Annotated in this window: 18 protein-coding genes and 1 pseudogene; 9 read left to right on the top strand and 10 right to left on the bottom strand. The window is 72.8% G+C overall.

Going from position 1 to position 17,515, the window contains the following annotated elements:
• The first annotated feature begins 6 nt into the window (after positions 1-6).
• A complete protein-coding gene (locus tag ACFWVC_RS30340; RefSeq protein WP_384294354.1) occupies positions 7-927 on the top strand; it encodes a carbohydrate kinase family protein in 921 nt (306 codons plus the stop codon).
• On the opposite strand, the gene ACFWVC_RS30335 is transcribed toward ACFWVC_RS30340, so the two are convergent.
• Together ACFWVC_RS30335 and ACFWVC_RS30330 are read right to left on the bottom strand one after the other, a co-directional pair.
• Entirely contained in the window at positions 903-1,919 is a 1,017-nt protein-coding gene (locus ACFWVC_RS30335; RefSeq protein WP_384294484.1) for a DUF6745 domain-containing protein, read from the bottom strand. The genes ACFWVC_RS30340 and ACFWVC_RS30335 overlap by 25 nt on opposite strands.
• Before the next feature lie 65 nt (positions 1,920-1,984).
• A complete protein-coding gene (locus ACFWVC_RS30330; protein ID WP_384294349.1) occupies positions 1,985-2,311 on the bottom strand; it encodes a hypothetical protein in 327 nt (108 codons plus the stop codon).
• A 183-nt stretch (positions 2,312-2,494) separates the two neighbouring features.
• Between ACFWVC_RS30330 and ACFWVC_RS30325 the strand changes: the two genes are divergently transcribed.
• From ACFWVC_RS30325 to ACFWVC_RS30300, 6 genes are read left to right on the top strand one after another with little or no spacing between them, the layout of a single operon-like run.
• Positions 2,495-3,454, top strand: a complete 960-nt coding sequence (locus ACFWVC_RS30325; protein WP_384294344.1) for an STM4015 family protein — start codon at positions 2,495-2,497, stop codon at positions 3,452-3,454.
• 7 nt (positions 3,455-3,461) lie between these two features.
• Complete coding sequence (locus tag ACFWVC_RS30320; protein ID WP_384294341.1) at positions 3,462-4,427, top strand: STM4015 family protein; 966 nt, start codon at positions 3,462-3,464, stop codon at positions 4,425-4,427.
• A complete protein-coding gene (locus tag ACFWVC_RS30315) occupies positions 4,408-5,562 on the top strand; it encodes an STM4014 family protein (protein ID WP_384294335.1) in 1,155 nt (384 codons plus the stop codon). Before ACFWVC_RS30320 ends, ACFWVC_RS30315 begins: the two co-directional genes overlap by 20 nt.
• Positions 5,563-5,618: 56 nt before the next feature.
• On the top strand, positions 5,619-6,425 hold the full coding sequence (locus tag ACFWVC_RS30310) for an STM4013/SEN3800 family hydrolase (protein ID WP_384294330.1): 807 nt from the start codon (positions 5,619-5,621) through the stop codon (positions 6,423-6,425).
• Positions 6,422-7,798: an STM4012 family radical SAM protein gene (locus tag ACFWVC_RS30305; RefSeq protein WP_384294326.1), complete on the top strand. Its 1,377-nt coding sequence runs from the start codon at positions 6,422-6,424 to the stop codon at positions 7,796-7,798. The genes ACFWVC_RS30310 and ACFWVC_RS30305 overlap by 4 nt, the downstream gene beginning before the upstream one ends.
• Before the next feature lie 11 nt (positions 7,799-7,809).
• The gene (locus tag ACFWVC_RS30300; RefSeq protein WP_384294321.1) at positions 7,810-8,697 is read left to right on the top strand and encodes an STM4011 family radical SAM protein; all 888 of its coding nucleotides are present in this window, start codon (positions 7,810-7,812) and stop codon (positions 8,695-8,697) included.
• Between the two features lie 25 nt (positions 8,698-8,722).
• On the opposite strand, the gene ACFWVC_RS30295 is transcribed toward ACFWVC_RS30300, so the two are convergent.
• Both ACFWVC_RS30295 and ACFWVC_RS30290 read right to left on the bottom strand, forming a co-directional pair.
• Entirely contained in the window at positions 8,723-9,529 is an 807-nt protein-coding gene (locus tag ACFWVC_RS30295; RefSeq protein WP_384294318.1) for an SAM-dependent methyltransferase, read from the bottom strand.
• A 228-nt stretch (positions 9,530-9,757) separates the two neighbouring features.
• On the bottom strand, positions 9,758-10,624 hold the full coding sequence (locus ACFWVC_RS30290; RefSeq protein WP_384294313.1) for a helix-turn-helix domain-containing protein: 867 nt from the start codon (positions 10,622-10,624) through the stop codon (positions 9,758-9,760).
• Positions 10,625-10,837: 213 nt separating this feature from the next.
• On the opposite strand from ACFWVC_RS30290, the gene ACFWVC_RS30285 reads away from it, so the two are divergent.
• On the top strand, positions 10,838-11,218 hold the full coding sequence (locus ACFWVC_RS30285; protein ID WP_384294307.1) for an ATP-binding protein: 381 nt from the start codon (positions 10,838-10,840) through the stop codon (positions 11,216-11,218).
• Between the two features lie 42 nt (positions 11,219-11,260).
• Here the strand turns inward: ACFWVC_RS30285 and ACFWVC_RS30280 are convergent, their stop codons facing one another.
• Positions 11,261-12,052 (bottom strand): SGNH/GDSL hydrolase family protein, encoded by a 792-nt coding sequence (locus ACFWVC_RS30280; protein ID WP_384294304.1) that lies wholly within the window; start codon positions 12,050-12,052, stop codon positions 11,261-11,263.
• Between the two features lie 301 nt (positions 12,053-12,353).
• Between ACFWVC_RS30280 and ACFWVC_RS30275 the strand changes: the two genes are divergently transcribed.
• Positions 12,354-13,178 (top strand): tyrosine-protein phosphatase, encoded by an 825-nt coding sequence (locus ACFWVC_RS30275; RefSeq protein ID WP_384294301.1) that lies wholly within the window; start codon positions 12,354-12,356, stop codon positions 13,176-13,178.
• Between the two features lie 16 nt (positions 13,179-13,194).
• Here the strand turns inward: ACFWVC_RS30275 and ACFWVC_RS30270 are convergent, their stop codons facing one another.
• The 5 genes and pseudogenes from ACFWVC_RS30270 to ACFWVC_RS30250 all read right to left on the bottom strand — a co-directional run.
• Entirely contained in the window at positions 13,195-13,326 is a 132-nt protein-coding gene (locus tag ACFWVC_RS30270) for a DUF6126 family protein (protein ID WP_384294298.1), read from the bottom strand.
• 22 nt (positions 13,327-13,348) lie between these two features.
• Complete coding sequence (locus ACFWVC_RS30265) at positions 13,349-13,966, bottom strand: helix-turn-helix domain-containing protein (protein WP_384294293.1); 618 nt, start codon at positions 13,964-13,966, stop codon at positions 13,349-13,351.
• Between the two features lie 73 nt (positions 13,967-14,039).
• Entirely contained in the window at positions 14,040-15,443 is a 1,404-nt protein-coding gene (locus tag ACFWVC_RS30260) for an aspartate aminotransferase family protein (RefSeq protein ID WP_384294289.1), read from the bottom strand.
• Entirely contained in the window at positions 15,424-17,349 is a 1,926-nt protein-coding gene (dxs, locus tag ACFWVC_RS30255) for a 1-deoxy-D-xylulose-5-phosphate synthase (protein ID WP_384294285.1), read from the bottom strand. The genes ACFWVC_RS30260 and dxs overlap by 20 nt, the downstream gene beginning before the upstream one ends.
• A gap of 34 nt (positions 17,350-17,383) precedes the next feature.
• Positions 17,384-17,515: pseudogene (locus ACFWVC_RS30250) on the bottom strand (4-hydroxy-3-methylbut-2-en-1-yl diphosphate synthase); the annotation flags it as partial.

Here is a 17,515-nt window from a genome sequence, read left to right as displayed (position 1 = left end):
GTGCACATGACCGCGGATGAGTCGCCGTACGACATGCTCGTCGTGGGCGGTTCGGGAGTCGACACGATGGTGCGGGTCGACAGCCTGCCCGTGCCGCAGGCGGACTCCCTCGGCGTGCCGCCGATCCTGGAGTGGCCGGGGCAGACCGGCGGCAATGTGGCACTCGGCTGCCGCGCGCTCGGCATGTCGGTGAAATTCCTCGACTTCGTCGGCGACGACTGGCTCGGCGGCCTGGTCCGCGAGCGCCTCACCAAGGGCGACGTGGACTTCGAGCCGCTGATCTCACCGGCGGGCACCCGCCGGGCCGTGAACCTGGTGGACACCACCGGCCGCCGCATGTCCTTCTACGACGGGCGCGACCCGGCGGATCTGCGGATGCCCCGCGACTTCTACCTCCCTCACCTGCGACGCGCCCGGCACGTGCATCTGTCGATCTCCCATTTCACCCGCTTCCTGTACGACGACATCGAGGCGCTGGGCCTGCCCGTCTCCACCGACCTGCACGACTGGGACGGACTCGCCAAGCACCAGCGGGAGTTCGCCCGCCGATCCGACCTGGTGTTCCTCAGCGCCGCGGGCGCGGGCGAGCGCATCGCGGACGTCATGCGCGGCATTCTGCGCGACGGCCGCGCGACGGCGGTCGTCGCCACCGCCGGCGCCGGGGGCGCCTACCTTCTCGTGCGCGACGGCGGACGGACCCCGCGGCACATCCCCGCGGTGACCCCGCCCGGTCCCGTGAAGGACTCCAATGGCGCCGGCGACGCCTTCGTCTGCGGCTTCCTGTACGGACGGGCGCGCGGTCTGGACTTCGCCGAGTCCGCCCGGCTCGGCGCGGTCGCCGGCGCGCACACCTGCGTGGCGGAGGGCAATCTCGCCCTCGTCGACGCGGAGACGCTGGACGCTCAGGTCTCCCGTTCCGGCACGTAGTCCGCTTCGTCCAGGCCGAAGGTCCAGGCGACGCCCGCCCGCGCGGTCCGGGTCCGCGGCGGCACCCGCAGCCAGTACGTGCGATGGGTGCCGTCCGGCTCCGGCGTGGAGTTGACGACCTCCACCATTACGAGCGGCTCGTCGCCCTCCAACTCGATCCGCCACAGCACGCCGGCCGCGTCGCGCTGCACCGGCTGCGCCCCGGACTCCTCCAAGTAGCGGTCGTAGCCGTAGTACTCCAGCATCACCCGGCGCAGCTCCGCGTTCTCCTCCTCGCGTATCCGCCCGGGGGTCAGCTCCGACAGCCCGTCGAGGAACGCGGCGGGCACCGGCATGCCGCGCCACGCGTGCAGGGCGAAGCCGTCCGGGAAGGCGAGCGCGGGTCCGTCGCCCCGGTCGAGGCGGCCGGCCTCGTCCCGGTGCAGTTCCAGGGGGCGTTCGGCGACGATCGCGACCCGCTCGTAGGGCCACCACCACCCGGCGGAACGGGCCACCGCGGCCATGCCCGCCAGGTCCTCCGTACCCTCCTGGCCGTCGAACGCCGCCAGCCAGGCCGCGTCGTGCTGGCCGAGCACCGCGTCGAGCAGGGCCGGGCGGACCGCCTGCTCGCCGCCGGGCACGTCGGCGGCCGTCTCGGCCACGCCGGTCCGTATCCGCTCGGCGAGGAGCACCGTGCCGTCCCACAACTGGGCGCCCGTCAGGGCCCAGTGCGCCGCCCACCCGGCCGGCCCCATCCGTTCGGAGACCCGCTCCCGGGCCGCCGCCCACGGCAGGGTGCGCACCCGCTCGCGGACACTCGGGCCCGCCGCGCCCTCCCGTATGAGGCGCGCGGCCAGGACAGCGCCCTCGCGGGGCGAACCCGCCCACACGATGCGCTCCGGCACGGGCAGCCCCGCCAGCCGGTAGGCCAGCCGCACCCCGTCCTCGGCCGCCACGCGGTCGGCCGGCCCCGTCGCCGCGGCGACCTCGCGCCACACCGCGGTCGTCTCCATCGGGGTCGCCGTATCCGTCGTCACCATCACCGTCACCGTCATCGCTCCCGCTCCCCCGGTCCTTCTCAGTCCGCCACGACGCGCACCGCGCCGGGCACGTACTCACGCTGCCGCACCACCCGGTACCAGCCCTTAGGCAGCGGTATCGCGGCGTGTTCCTCGTGCACCACCCGCCCCCCGTCGGGGAGATGGAGGTAGGCCACGCCGAACGGCCCCGGCTCGCGGACCAGCGTGCCCGGCCCGACGACCGCGTGGGCATGGCCGGTCACCTCGCCGAGCGCCAGCACGAGCCTGCCCCGCCCGTCCCGCGGCTGCCGCGGCAGCCGGTCCGTGCCCGGTGGCACGGCGGCCTCCGCGACGGGCACGATCAGGACGTCCCCCTGCCGGTACATGCGTGTCTCCCTTCGCCGTCGGCGCGCCTCGCCGACCCGATGTCCAGGACGCTACGCCGGGGGTCCGACAACGCCCCGCCGGAGCGGCACCGTCCACAGCCCGCGCGCACCGCTGTCGGCGGGGCTTGGTAGAACTCTTCGCGAGCAGAGCACCCGGCCCGTCCACGTCAGGAGACCAGCGACATGTCCCACGTCGAACACCTGCAGGAACTGCACGGCCTGCCGGCCTTCGAATTCCCCGGGCCCGACGCGCGGCGGGAGCTGCCGGAGGCCGGGGCCGTGGCCTGGCGGCTGGCCGTCGATCCCTACGGCGACAACGCCTCGGAGCCGTTCGAGGCGTTGTGGGACCGCTTCCTGGACACGGTGGACACCGCGTCGGTGCGGGCCGTCGTGATCGGGCCGTGGGGCGAGCCCTACGACAACGACTCCGGCGTCGTCGTGCAGCGGATCGTCGACGCCCGGGACCGGCTGACCGGGCTTCAGGCGCTGTTCATCGGCGACCTGGAGATGGAGGAGGCCGAGATCTCCTGGATCGAGCAGTCCGACGTCACCCCGGTCCTCGACGCCTACCCGCTGCTGGAGGAGTTCGGCGTCCGCGGCGGCTCCGGGCTGCGCTTCCCGGCGGTCCGGCACAAGCACCTGCGCACGCTCTGCTTCGAGGCCGGCGGCCTGCCCGGCGAGGTCGTCCGCGGCGTGGCGGCCAGCGAACTGCCCGCACTGGAGTACCTGGAGCTCTGGCTCGGCGTCGACGAGTACGGCGGCGACACCACGGTCGCCGACCTCGCCCCGCTCCTCGCCGGCGGCCGCCTGCCGGCGCTGCGCCACCTCGGGCTGCGCAACAGCGAGATACAGGACGAGATCGCCGCCGCCGTCGCCTCCGCCCCGGTCGTGGCACAGCTGAAGTCGCTGGACCTGTCGCTGGGCGTGCTCACCGACGAGGGCGTCGGCGCCCTGCTGGCCGGCCAGCCGCTCACCCACCTGAGCTGGCTGGACCTGCACCACAACTTCGTGAGCGACCCGGTCGCCAAGCGGGTGCGCGCGGCACTGGAGCCCTCCGGCGTCGAGGTCGACCTGTCCGAGCCCGGTGACGAGGACGAGGACGAGGACGGCACCGTCTTCCGCTACACCGCCGTCGCGGAGTGAGGCACCGATGACCTTCGCCGAACACCTGGAAACCCTGCACGGGCTGCCCGTGCACACCCTGCCCGGGACCGACGCCGCCGGTCTGCCCGCGGCCGGCGACGTGGCCTGGCGGCTGGACTGCTACGCGGCCGACCAGACGCCCTTCGCCGAGCTGTGGCAAGACTTCACCGGGGCCGTCGACACCGAGCGGGTGCGTGCCCTCGTCATCGGCCCGTGGTGGGACGACGAGTACACCGAGTTGCGCCCGGCACTGGAACTGCTCCTGGCGGACGCGGCACGCTTCCCCGCCCTGCGCGCCCTCTTCCTCGCCGACGTGACCGGCGAGGAGTGCGAGATCTCCTGGCTGCAGATGACCGACGTCACGCCCGTCCTGGAACGCTTCCCGCTGCTGGAGGAGTTCGGCGTGCGCGGCGGCGACTCCCAGGGCCTGGGCGAGGAGACCCTGACGCTGCGCCCGGTGCGGCACGAGGCGCTCCGTGTCCTGCGCTTCGAGTCCGGCGGCCTGCCGGGGCAGGTCGTGCGGGCCGTCGGCGCCTGCGAACTGCCCGCCCTGGAGCGGCTGGAAATGTGGCTCGGGGTGTCCCAGTACGGCGGCGACGCGACCGTCGCCGACCTGGCGCCGCTGCTCGCGGGCGGGCGGTATCCCGCGCTGCGCCATCTCGGCCTGCAGGACAGCGAGTTGCAGGACGAGATCGCCGCCGCCGTCGCCTCCGCCCCGGTGGTGGCGCAACTGGAGTCGCTGAGCCTGTCCATGGGCACGCTCACCGACTCCGGCGCCGAGGCGCTGCTGAACGGCCAGCCCCTCACCCACCTCAAGCGGCTCGACCTGCACCACCACTTCCTGAGCGAGGCCGTCGCCGAGCGCGTGCGCGGCGCCATCGGCGCCACCGGGACCGAGGTCGACCTCTCCGAGCCCCAGACTCCGGACCGCTGGCAGGACGAGGAGTGGCGCTATGTCGCCGTCTCCGAGTGACCCCCCGCCGGGCGGACCGGCCGGGGACGCGGTCCGCTTCGCCGTCGTCGGCAATCCCGGGAACCGCCGCACGACGCTCTTCGCCGACGCGGTGCGCGCCGCCGGGCATCCGGCGCCGCGTGTGCTGCCCTGGTATGAGGTGCTGCGCGGTGGTTACGCCTTCGAGTCCGGCGAGTTCGTGCGGATCGACTCCCCCGGCGAGGACGCCGACGTGGACCGTCTGCTGCGGGGCGACGGCGATCCGGCCCGGGTCGAGGGCTCGGCGCTGTGGTACCGCCGCTTCACCACGGCAGTACGAGAGGTCGCGGACGCGGCGCGCCGGGCCGGCGCGGTGCCGTCCGCGGACCCGGAGGACGTCGCCGTGATGTTCGACAAGCGGCGCTGCCACGCCCGGCTCGGCGCCGCCGGGGTCCCGGTGCCGCCCGCCCTGCCCCGCCCGGTCGCCGGCTGGGAGGACCTGCGGGACGGACTGCGGGACGCCGGTGTCGCCCGGGCCTTCGTCAAGGCCGCGCACGGGTCGTCGGCCTCCGGAGTCGTGGCGCTCGCCGTCGCGGGCCCCGGCCGGGTCCGGGCCACCACCTCGGTGGAGACCACGGACGACGGGCGGTTGTTCAACTCCCTGCGGGTGCGGCACTACACGACCGAGCCCCAGGTCGCCGCCCTGGTCGACGCCCTGGCCCCGGACGGCCTCCACGTCGAGCGGTGGCTGCCCAAGGCCTCCCTCGGCGGCCGCGCGGCCGATCTGCGCGTGGTGGTCGTCGCGGGCCACGCCACGCACGCCGTGGTCCGCACGAGCCGGTACCCGATGACCAACCTCCACCTCGGCGGCGCCCGAGGCGACCTCTGCGCGGCCCGCGCGGCCATCAGGGCCGCCGGCGGCACCCTGGACGACGCGCTGCGCCTCGCGGAGCGCGCGGCGGCCTGTTTCCCCGGCACGCTCTGCGTCGGCGTCGACGTCCTGCCCGCCACGGGCTGGCGCCGCTTCGCCGTCGGCGAGGTCAACGCCTTCGGGGACCTGCTGCCGCGGCTGACCGGCCTGCCCGGCAGCGGGGCCGAGGGCCTGGACACCTACGCCGCGCAGGTCGCCGCCGTACCGGCCGCGCCGGCGCGCGCGACGCAAGGAGCAGGAAAGTGACAACACCACCAACGCCGCCGACACAGCCAACATCAAGAACACCACCAGCACCTGACATGAGCGAGGTCGTGGGCAGCCACGACATCCTCATGGTCACCCTCGACACCCTCCGCTACGACGTGGCGCAGGAGTCGGCGGCGGCCGGACGCATCCCGAACCTGGCCCGCCATCTGCCTGATGGCGAGTGGGAGCGCCGGCACGCGCCCGGCAGCTTCACCTACGCCTCCCACCAGGCGATGTTCGCGGGCTTCCTGCCCACGCCCACCGTGCCCGGCCCGCACCCCCGGCTCTTCGCCGCCCGGTTCGCCGGCAGCGAGAGCACCGCGGACGGCACCTTCGTGTACGACACGCCCGACCTGGTGTCGGGGCTGGCCGCGGCCGGATACCGCACGGTGTGCGTCGGCGGCGTCGGCTTCTTCAACAAGCAGGCTCCGCTCGGCTCCGTGCTGCCCGGAATGTTCCAGGAGAGCCACTGGGAGCCCGAGTTCGGGGTGCCCTCCCACACCTCCTTCGAAGCGCAGGTGGCCTGCGCCGAGAAGGTGGTGGCCGGACTCCCGCGCGAGCAGCGGCTCTTCCTCTTCGTGAACGTCTCCGCGCTGCACCAGCCCAACTGGTTCCATCTGCCAGGCGCCACCCGGGCGTCAGGCGACACCCGCGCCTCGCACGCGGCGGCACTGGAGTACGTGGACCGGCACATCGGCCGGCTGTTCACCGCCGCCGCGAGCCGCCGCCGCTGTTTCGCGGTCGTCTGCTCCGACCACGGCACCGCGTACGGGGAGGACGGGCACACCGGCCACCGCATCGGCCACGAGGTCGTCTGGACCGTGCCCTATGCCCACTTCTTCCTCGACGAGGCCCGATGACCCGCACCGACGTGACCATCTCCCAGGCACCCGCGGCGCGGACGCCGGAGAGCCCGTACCAGCACTACGTCTACGCGTACCCGCACAAGACGGCCTATCGCCCGCTGCCCCGCGGGGCCGCCCGGCTGCGCGACCTGTGGGCGGACGAGCCCAAGGACGCGCTCTCGCTCTACTTCCACGTCCCCTTCTGCGAAGTGCGCTGCGGCTTCTGCAACCTCTTCACCCGGATCGGCGCCCCCGACGGACTGACCACGGCCTACCTGGACGCCATGGAGCGCCAGGCACGGGCCGTCCGCGAGGCGCTCGGCGGGCAGGCGCGGTTCGCCAACGCGGCCTTCGGCGGCGGCACTCCGACGTTCCTGGAGGCCGCCGAACTGGAGCGGCTGTGCGACCTGGCGGAGCACGGCCTCGGCGCCGACCTGACGGCGGTGCCGCTGTCCGTCGAGGCCTCGCCCGCCACGGCGACCGCCGACCGCCTCTCCGTGCTGGCCGCCCGCGGCACGACGCGGCTGAGCCTGGGCGTGCAGAGCTTCGACGACGCCGAGGCGCGCGCCGCCGTACGCCCGCAGCGCCGCGCCGACGTCGAGGCGGCCCTGGGCCGCGTCCGGGACGCCGGCATCCCGGTCCTCAACATCGACCTGATCTACGGCATCGACGGCCAGACCGAGGCCTCCTGGCAGCGATCGCTCGACGCGGCGCTCGCCTGGCGGCCCGAGGAGCTGTACCTCTACCCGCTCTACGTGCGCCCACTGACCGGTCTCGGGCGGCAGGCGGACACGGCGCCCGGCGACCCCGCGTGGGACGAGACGCGCCTGCGCCTGTACCGCCACGGCCGCGACCACCTCCTCGCGCACGGCTACGAGCAGGTGTCGATGCGCATGTTCCGCCGCTCCGGCGCGCCCGCGGACGGCGGCGGCGACTACGCCTGCCAGACCGACGGCATGGTGGGCCTGGGCTGCGGCGCCCGTTCGTACACCTCGGCGCTGCACTACTCCTTCGACTACGCCGTCGGCATGCAGGAGATACGCAGGATCGTCGACGACTACACCGCCCGCCCCGAGAAGTCCTTCGAGGACGCCGACTTCGGCTGGGCGATGGACGCCGAGGAGAGCCGGCGCCGCCACCTCCTGCAGTCGCTGCTGCAGGCCGAGGGCCTGCGCGTGGCGGACTACCGCGCCCGCTTCGGCACCGTGCCGGGCGAGGACTTCGCCGCCGAACTGGAGGGCTTCGCCGGCCGCGGCTGGCTGGCCCCCGCCGCCGGACCCGGGCTGCTGCGCCTGTCCCCGGAAGGCCTGGCGCACTCCGACGCGGTCGGCCCGGCGCTGTTCTCCGCGGCCGTGCGTGCCCGCATGGCCGCCTACGAGCTGAAGTGAGGCCGCCCGCCATGGATCTGACGGTTCTGTACCGGGGCCCGCTCGCCTCGTGCGACTACGACTGCCCGTACTGCCCCTTCGCCAAGCGCCGGGACAGCCGCGCCGAGCTGGCCGCCGACCGGGCCGCGCTGGAACGCTTCGCGGGCTGGGCGGCCGCGCAGCGAGACGACCGGCTGTCGTTGCTGTTCACGCCATGGGGCGAAGGCCTGGTGCGCTCCTGGTACCGGCGCACCCTGGCGGAGCTGAGCCGGCTGCCGCACATCGCCCGGGTGGCGATCCAGACCAACCTGAGCTGCCGCACCGACTGGCTGGACACCGCCGACCTGTCCACGCTCGCCCTGTGGTGCACCTTCCACCCCGGGCAGACGCCCTATGACCGCTTCCTCGGCAAAACCCGCGAACTGGCGGACCGGGGCGCCCGTTTCAGTGTGGGCGTGGTCGGCCTGCCGGAGCACCTGGAGGCCGCCCGCCGACTGCGCGCGGACCTCCCGGGCCATGTCTACCTCTGGGTCAACGCCGCCGAGGGCCACACCTACACCGACGCCGAGGCGGACGAGTGGGCCGCCCTCGACCCGCTCTTCCCCTACAGCCGCCACCCGCACCGCAGCGCGGGCCTGCCCTGCCGCACGGGCGAGTCGGTGATCTCCGTGGACGGCGAGGGCACCGTCCGCCGCTGCCATTTCGTCAAGGCCGAGCTCGGCAACCTCTACGACGGCTCCTACCGGGCCGCACTGCGGCCGCGCGCCTGCCCGCTGGCGGTGTGCGACTGCCACATCGGCTACGTCCACCTGGAGACGCTGCCGCTGTACGACGTGTTCGCCGGCGGAGTCCTGGAGCGGATACCCGCCACGCCCCCGTACGCGGGCCCGGCGCCGGCTCTGCGCCTGTCCGGCGCCTGAACGCGGGCCCGCGGGGCGCGGGCGGTCAGGGCTTGTGGCCGACGCCGCCCCAGAAGGCGATCCGGGTGTGCTCCCCGGCCTCGGGGAGCGGGGCGTCCGGCCGCCAGCTCGGTACCTGCACGAGGCCCGGCTCGACCAGCGGGAACCCCTCGAAGAAGGGCTCGATCTGCGCCTTGCCGCGCAACGTGAGCGTGGAGGTGGCGTTCTTGTACGCCTCGCGGGCGTCGGCGTCCACGTCCTGGTGGAAGTCGGTGGTCCCGTGGGACAGGATCAGCCGGCTGCCGCTCGGGAGGTTCTTGCCCAGGGTGCGCACGATGCCCGCGGGGTCCTCCTCGTCCCGCACGAAGTGCAGGAGGGCGACGAGCATCAGCGCCACCGGCTCGTCGAAGTCGATGAGTTCGCGCAGCGTCGTGTGCTCGAGGATCGAGTCGGGGTCGCGCACGTCGCCGAGGAAGAAGCCCGCGTTCCCGGTGTTGGTGAGCCGGGCGCCGGCGTGGGCGGCCACGATCGGGTCGTTGTCGACGTACGCGACGCGCGCGTCGGGGACGACCTCGCGGGCGACCTCGTGGGTGTTGGGTGAGGTGGGGATGCCGGTGCCGATGTCGATGAACTGCCGGATGCCCTGCCCGGCGGCGTGGCGCACGGCGCGCCGCATGAAGTCCCGGTTGGCGCGGGCGCTGGGGCGCGCGTCCGGGGTCATGCGGATGACCATCTCGGCGGCTTCGCGGTCGGCCTCGTAGTTGTCCTTGCCGCCGAGGTAGTAGTCGTACATCCGGGCAGGGTGCGGCCTGCTGGTGTCGATCTCGTCCGCGGAGAAGCCCTTGTCGGTCAACGCCGTACTCCGTTCGGAATCCTCTGGTCCTGGTGGGTCCAGATCGGTGCGGTGGGGTGCAGTGGGGTGCGTCGCGACTCGTGCGGCCGAGCCGGATGGTGCGGGTGCGGGACCGCCCGGCTCACCCCGGCGCTCCGTGTGCATGACATCATCCCCCGGCCGGTGCCCGTGGGGCAGGTGGTTTCCGGACGCCGGCTCCCGGGCCGGCGGTCGTGGTTCCGCCGCACGTCAGGTCTCCTCGAGGATGGCACGCAGGACCTCCTCGGTCCTCTGGGCGGGCACCGCCTGCGCGCACATCCGGTCGAGGGCCTCCAGGAAGGCCGAGACGTCGTCGCGGTCGTCGAAGTAGACGGAGCCGACCAGGTTCTCGGAGTAGACGACGTCAGGCAGTTCGTCGGTCTGGAACCGGAAGATGTGGAACGGCCCGTACATGGCGGGGTGGGGGCCGTCGGAGAACCGCATGATCTGCAGCCGCACGTTGGGCAGTGAGCAGCTCTCGATGAGCCGCGTGATCTGGGCCCGCATCAGTTCCGGGCCGCCGATGGGTCTTCGCAGCACCGTCTCGTCGATGACGATCCACACCAGCGGCGCGTCGACGCGGGCGAGCAGCGTCTGCCGCTGCAGGCGCACCGCGACCACTCGCTCGACCTCCTCCGCCGAGGCGCGCGGGCGGCCCGCCCGCAGCACCTCGCGCGCGTAGTCCTCGGTCTGCAGCAGCCCGGGTATGTAGTGCGGCTCGTAGGCGCGGATGACGCTGGCCTCGCCCTCGATGCTGACGAAGGCGCTGAACCAGTCGGGCAGCACGTCGCGGTAGCGGTGCCACCAGCCGGGGCGGTTGGCCTCGCGGGCGAGGGAGACGAAGGCCTCGATCTCCGCCGGGTCGGTGACCCCGTAGGTGTGCAGCAGTTTCTCGACGTAGGGGATCTTCAGGCCGACCTCGGCCTTCTCCATGCGCCGGATGGTGGCATGGGTGACGTCCAGCGCCCGGCCGGCGTCCTCGAAGGTGAGCCCGGCCTTCTCGCGGAGGTCCTGCAACCGCTTCCCGAGCACCACCCGCAGGACGGTGGGAGCACCGGCCGCCCGTGCGTCCATCACGACCACTTCCCCAACTCCCCTCAGACGCGAGCAGTGTGTCATGCCGTCATCGGAAACGAACAGTGCGCGAGGGCCGTTCTGCAAATTACAGATCGCACCTTGCCAACAGTTCGAACGAAACCGCATAGTAGCGACGTGGCCTCCTCACCAGACGCTCTGCGGTTAGAGCGCCGTGGCGACCTCGACGCCCGTCGCTGTCACGACCTGTTCCGTTTGCCCGCCCACGGGTCCTCGGTCGCCGCGGCACGCCATCGCGTGCGGGCGCGGCTGCGGGAGTGGGAGGCGGACGAAGGTCTGCGCGACGACGCCGAGATGATCGTCTCCGAGCTCTTCACCAACGCCGTCCGGCACACCGGCAGCGAGCACATCACCTGTGCGCTGTGGTTCGACGGCGAGCGGTTGCGTCTCGAAGTCACCGACCAGGGGCGCGCGCCGACCGCGCCCCGGCCGCGTGCGGCGGGCGTGGACGAGGAGGGCGGCCGCGGACTGCTGCTGGTGGGCGCGCTGTCGCAGGTGTGGGGAGTCCGGCCCTCGGACGACGGCCGGGGCCGTGTCGTATGGGCCGAACTCGTCGCCGGGGCGAACGCCGTGTGAGCCCACCCGCCTGGCGGGTCCGCCAGGCCGCGGCGGCGGAGGCTACAGCGGCAGCAGGTCGGGGCGCTTGGGCTCCACGTGGTCGCCCGAGGACTCGCCGCGCAGCCGCCGCCCGATCCACGGCACGAGGTACTCGCGCGCCCACTGGATGTTGTCCCGGCGGATGTCCGCGGGTGCGCGGAAGGGCTCCGGCGGCCAGGGCTGGTCCGGGTCGGCCGGCACGTCGAGTCCCAGCACCTGCCCGGCGCGCAGCGCGACACGGGTGTGGCCCTCCGGCGACAGGTGCAGCCGGTCGGCGTCCCAGGCCCGGCGGTCCTGCACCGAGCGCAGCGACCACAGGTCCAGCACGGGGCAGTCGTGGCGGTCGGCGATGGCCCGCACATGCGCCGTGTACGTGGCGATCTTGCCCCGCAGATGGCGCAGGACGGGGATGCCGCGGGTGTCGAAGCCGGTGCAGAGCACGACGGTGCCGACGGAGGCCGTGAGGCGGGAGACCGCTGCCTCGTAGCGCTCGGCGACGTCATCGGGGTCGGTGCCCGGGCGGAGGATGTCGTTGCCGCCTGCGCAGAAGGTCACCAGGTCCGGATGGAGTTCGATGGCCCGGGGCACCTGCTCGTCGACGATCTGGTCGAGGAGCCGGCCGCGCACCGCCAGGTTCGCGTACCGGAAGTCGTGCTCGGGGCGGCGATCGGAGAGGAGGACGGCGAGCCGGTCGGCCCAGCCGATGAAGTTTCCGTCCGGTCCGGGGTCGCCCACACCTTCCGTGAAGCTGTCCCCGACGGCTGTGTACGACCCGATCGCGCCACTGTTGTTTCTTGTCGAATCGTCTGCCACGTCGGCACATGATTCACCTCTTCAAATGGCCTACGCCACCGTAACCAGGGCCTGACGCGGGGTGATTCATCCCACCCGGTCAATTCCGCCGCAGGCGGAATACGGCGGGGCCCCAGGGCGTCGTGCCGGACGGCTCGCACGCCGTCCGTCAGCCCGCGCAGGCCCCGCCCACGCGGCCCGTGGCGATGCCCCGGACATCACATACCGCGCGGTACGGCAGGGGATCGCCTGTGTCGTAGGGTCAGCAGTGGTCCGGTCGCCGGTGACGAGCACCGCCCGGCCTGTGAGCAAAGGAGCGCCGGTGACCCAGCAGACGCCGCAGACCGCCTCGTCGGAGCCCGAGCTGACCGGGGTGCGCAACTTCCGTGACGTCGGCGGGCTCCCGACGACCGACGGCCGCCGGGTGCGGCACGGACGCCTCTTCCGCAGCGGGCACCTGGCGCACACCACCGAGCAGGACGCCGCCTTCCTCGCCTCCCTCGGACTGCACACGATCTTCGACTTCCGCAATTCCTCCGACATCAAGCTGGAGGGCCCGGACGTCGACCTGCCGGGCGTGCGCAACGTGAACATGCCGCTGAGCGACCCCGCCCACGGCGCCGAGTTCTGGACCACCGTCCGCGAGGGCGATCTCGAAGCGCTGCGCGGCACTCTCGGCGACGGCCGGGCCGCCGAGCGCATGGTGGAGGCGTACCACCGGATCGTGCTGGACCGCACCGCCGAGCACGGCCGCATGCTGGAGCTGCTGGCCGGGGACGAGTCCGTGCCGGCGCTGCTGCACTGCGCGGCGGGCAAGGACCGCGCGGGCACCTCGATCGCCGTGATCCTGCTGGCCCTGGGCGTCGAGCGGGACGCCATCGTGGCGGACTACCTCAAGAGCAACGAGGCGCACCGCCGCTACCGCGTCCAGCGCGGCGAGCACGCCGAGCCCGCAGGCACCCCCGAGGTCATGGAACTGCTGAGCCCGCTCTTCGACGCCCGCCAGGAGTACCTGGAGGCCGCCTTCGACACCATCGAGGAGCACTGGGGATCGGTCGACCGGTACCTGGAGGACGGCCTCGGCCTCACTCCGGAGCGCCGCGAGCGGCTGCGCGCGCTGCTGCTGGAGGACGCCGGCCCCGCGTGAGCCGGCCGGCCGGGGCCTACTTGGCCCCGGCCAGGTGGAAGATCAGGAAGAAGAACGCGGCGATGAAGTGCACTCCCACCAGGTAGATGAAGGCACGCACCTTGAAGCCCATCGGGGCCTTGTCGGAGCCGGAGATCTTGGCGGACACAGGGAGTCCTCTCATAGGGTCGTCAGGCGCCATGGGGTCGCGGTGCCCGGCCATTGCCCAGGCACAGCTCCGCGACGGGGCTGCGCAGCAGCGTGTGGACGAACAGCAGGTCGACGCCGCCGGGTGAGGCGGCCGCGATGCGGTGCGGGGTCGTCGAGTCGAAGTGGGCGCTGTCACCGGGTGCGAGCCTCTCCACGGCCTCGCCGAGGGTGAGCCGCAGCTCTCCCTTCAGCACGTACAGCCACTCCTCGCCGGGGTGCACCCGCACCAGCCCGTCCTGGGGTCCCGGCGGGACGTGCAGGCGCAGGGCCTGCATGGCCCGTCCCGGGTTGCCGGCCTGCCAGTACGTCCAGCCGCCGGCGTCCGCGGGCTCCACGGTCCCGGCGCGCACGACGGGGTCGCGCTCCGGGGCGGTCTCGCCGAGCAGCTCGGACACCGTGGTGCCGTAGGTCCGGGCGAGGGCGAGGAGCATGGGGAGCGACGGCTGCCGCTGCCCGGTCTCCAGCCGTGACAGGTGGGCGGGCGACAGCCCCGCACGGGCGGCGGCCGCCTCCAGTGTCAGGCCGCCGCGGCGGCGCAGATCCCGCAGCTGGGGGGCGACATCCGGCAGGGGCTCGTCCTGCCCCGGTGTCGAGGTCATGCTCCAGGTATAGACACACTTCGCCCCGGAGGCAAAAAACTTGCCTCCGGGGCAAAAGAAGCCGGGCGGGCGGTCAGCGGTTGGCGACCGCCTGCTTCACCAGTGTCCTGCCGAACTCCCACATCAGGCCACCGCCGCCGTGTGCGTCGTCCATCACGGCGGTGAAGGCGGTCACGAAGCGGTCCACTTCCGGCTCCCCGATGACCAGCGGCGGGATCAGCTTGATCACCTCCAGGTGGTCCCCCGAGACCTGGGTGAGGATGCGGTGCCGCTGCAGCAGCGGCACCACGACCATCTGCGCGAACAACCCCTTGCGGGCCGCCTGGAGCATCGTCCAGCGGCTGCGCAGGCCGAGCGACTTCGGGCGCCCGAACTCGATGCCGATCATCAGTCCGCGACCGCGGACCTCGTGCAGCAGCTCGTAGCGGTCCACCAGGGCGGCCAGCCGCGTGCGCAGCAGGTCGCCGCTGGCCCGCGCGTTGGCCACGATCCGCTCGTCCTCCATCACGGACAGCGTCGCCAGGCCCGCCGCCATCGCCTGCGCGTTGGCGCCGAAGCTCGCGGAGTGCACCAGCACCCGGTCCATGGAGGAGTAGACCTTCTTGAAGATCCAGTCCTTGCCGAGCGTGGCGCCGACCGGCACGTAGCCGCCGGAGAGCGCCTTGCTCACGCACACCAGGTCCGGCTCCACGCCCTCGTCGTGCTGGTAGGCGAAGAAGTCGCCGGTGCGGCCGAGGCCGGTCTGCACCTCGTCCGCGATCAGCAGGGCCTTGTGGCGGTGCAGCAGGTCCTGGGCGGCCCGCAGGTAGCCCGGGGGCGCCGCGTGGACGCCCTTGCCCTGGATGGGCTCGACGATCAGCCCCGCGACGTCACCGCGGGCCAGTTCCCGCTCCAGGGCCGCGAGGTCGCCCAGCGGGACCGCCGTGTCCGGCAGCAGTGGCGCGAAACCGTCGCGGAAGCCGCCCTCGCCGTTGACGGACAGCGAACCCGTCGTCAGCCCGTGGAAGGCGTGATCGCAGTAGAGCACCCGCGGCCGGCCGGTGGCGAAGCGGGCGAACTTCAGGGCGGTCTCCACCGCTTCGGTGCCGCTGTTGCCGAAGAACACCCGGTCCAGGTGCGGGGTGTACGACAGCAGCTTCTCGGCGAGCAGTCCGGGCAGCGGCTGGCAGTCGAAGCGCGTGAGGTCGGCGAGACCGGCGTCCAGGACGTCGTGCAGCGCCTTGCGGACCACGGGGTGGTGGCGGCCGACGCCCATCACCCCGAACCCGGCGAGCATGTCCAGGTAGTCCTGGCCCTCGTCGTCCCAGAAGTACGCGCCCTCCGCCCGCTCGTAGACCTTGTCGAAGCCGATGGTGTGCAGCATCCGCGGCAGTTGGTGGTTGAGGTACCGGGCGTGCAGGTCGTAGCGCTCCGCACCCCGCTCGGCCAGCAGCGTCGCCAGGTCGAAGCCCTTCGGCTCAGGATCGGGCGGTGTCATCGCTCGTGTACTCCTCGGTCCGTTGCTCCGTGTGCGCCCCGATACGGGCGAGGGTCGCGCCGATCCGGCCCGCGATCTCGGCCGGGGTGAGCCCGATGTCGGCCAGCAGCTCGCCGCGCTTGGCGTGGGCGAGGAACTGCTGCGGGATGCCGAAGTCACGTACCGGGACATCCGTGTCGGCGTCCCGCAGGGCCTGGGCCACGGCCGAACCGACGCCGCCCGCACGGCCGTTGTCCTCGACGACGGCCACCATGCGGTGCTCGGCCGCCAGCCCCGGCAGGGCCGCGTCCAACGGCTTGACCCAGCGGGGGTCGACGACGGTGACGCCGACGCCGCGCTCGCGCAGCAGAGCGGCGGCGGCAAGGCAGACGTGCCCCAGCGCGCCGACGGAGACCATGAGGACGTCGGGCCGCTCGCCGCGGTGCAGCACGTCCATGCCGCCGACCCGGTCGATGGCCGGAAGTGCCTCGCCGACCGTCTCCTTCGGGAAGCGGACGACGGTCGGCGCGTCGTCCACGTCGACCGCCTCGCGCAACTGGGCGCGCAACTGGTCGGCGTCGCGCGGGGCGGCGATCCGCAGGCCGGGCACGACCTGGAGGATCGACATGTCCCACATGCCGTTGTGCGAGGCCCCGTCGTCGCCCGTCACCCCGGCCCGGTCCAGGACGAAGGTGACCCCGCACTTGTGCAGCGCCACGTCCATCAGCACCTGGTCGAAGGCCCGGTTGAGGAACGTCGCGTAGACCGCGACGACCGGGTGCAGCCCACCGGTGGCCAGACCCGCCGCCGACACGGCGGCGTGCTGCTCGGCGATCCCCACGTCGTACACGCGGCGCGGGAAGGCCTTGGCGAACTTGTCCAGGCCCACCGGCTGCAGCATCGCCGCGGTGATCGCCACGACGTCCTGCCGCTCGGCACCGATCTTCAGCATCTCGTCACCGAAGACCGAGGTCCACTTCGGCCCGCTCGACGGGGCCAGCGGCTCGCAGGTCAACGGGTCCATGGCGCCCACCGCATGGAAGCGGTCGGCCTCGTCGCGCTCGGCGAAGGCGTACCCGCGGCCCTTCTCGGTGAGGCAGTGCACGAGGACCGGCCCGCTGAAGCGGCGTGCCCGGCGCAGCGCGGACTCCACCGCCGCGACGTCGTGTCCGTCGATGGGGCCGACGTACTTCAGCCCCAGGTCCTCGAACATGCCCTGGGGCGCGAAGGCGTCCTTGAAGCCCTTCTTCGCGCCGTGCAGGGACTCGTACAGCGGCTTGCCGACGACCGGGGTCTGGTTGAGCACCTGCTTGCCCCAGGCGAGGAAGCGCTCGTAGCCGTCGGTGGTGCGCAGCGTGGCCAGGTGGTTGGCGAGGCCGCCGATGGTCGGCGCGTAGGAGCGCTCGTTGTCGTTGACGACGACGATGAGCGGACGGTCCTTGGCGGCGGCGATGTTGTTCAGCGCCTCCCAGGCCATGCCGCCGGTCAGCGCGCCGTCACCGATGACGGCCACCACGTGGTCCTGCCGGCCGAGCACCTGGTTGGCCTTGGCGAGCCCGTCCGCCCAGCCCAGCACGGTGGAGGCGTGGCTGTTCTCGATGACGTCGTGCTCGGACTCGGCGCGCGACGGATAACCGGACAGTCCCCCCTTGCCGCGCAGCTTGGAGAAATCCTGACGTCCCGTCAGGATTTTGTGCACATACGACTGATGACCCGTGTCCCACAGGATGCGGTCGGCCGGCGAGTCGAAGACCCGGTGCAGCGCGATCGTCAGCTCGACCACGCCGAGATTGGGCCCCAGGTGGCCACCGGTTCTGGCGACCGCCTGCACCAGGAAGTCACGGATCTCCACGGCGAGTTCGTCCAGCCGCTCCTGCGGGAGGACCTTCAGATCGCGCGGACCACGGATGTTTTCGAGCAGCGACACTTTCCCACCTCGCTCCCCTCCGGGGATGGTTCGCTCAACTCACACTGATCTGCGGCTCCCCTGACGGGACCCCGTCGGCCTCCATCTGCTCGGCGAGCTTCATGGCCTCCTCGATGAGGGTCTCCACGATCTTCGACTCCGGCACGGTCTTGATGACCTCGCCCTT

Source organism: Streptomyces sp. NPDC058691 (assembly GCF_042714775.1).
Lineage (GTDB): Bacteria > Actinomycetota > Actinomycetes > Streptomycetales > Streptomycetaceae > Actinacidiphila.
The sequence above is the reverse complement of the archived record's forward strand: the minus strand, read 5'-3'. Positions and strand labels throughout refer to the sequence as shown.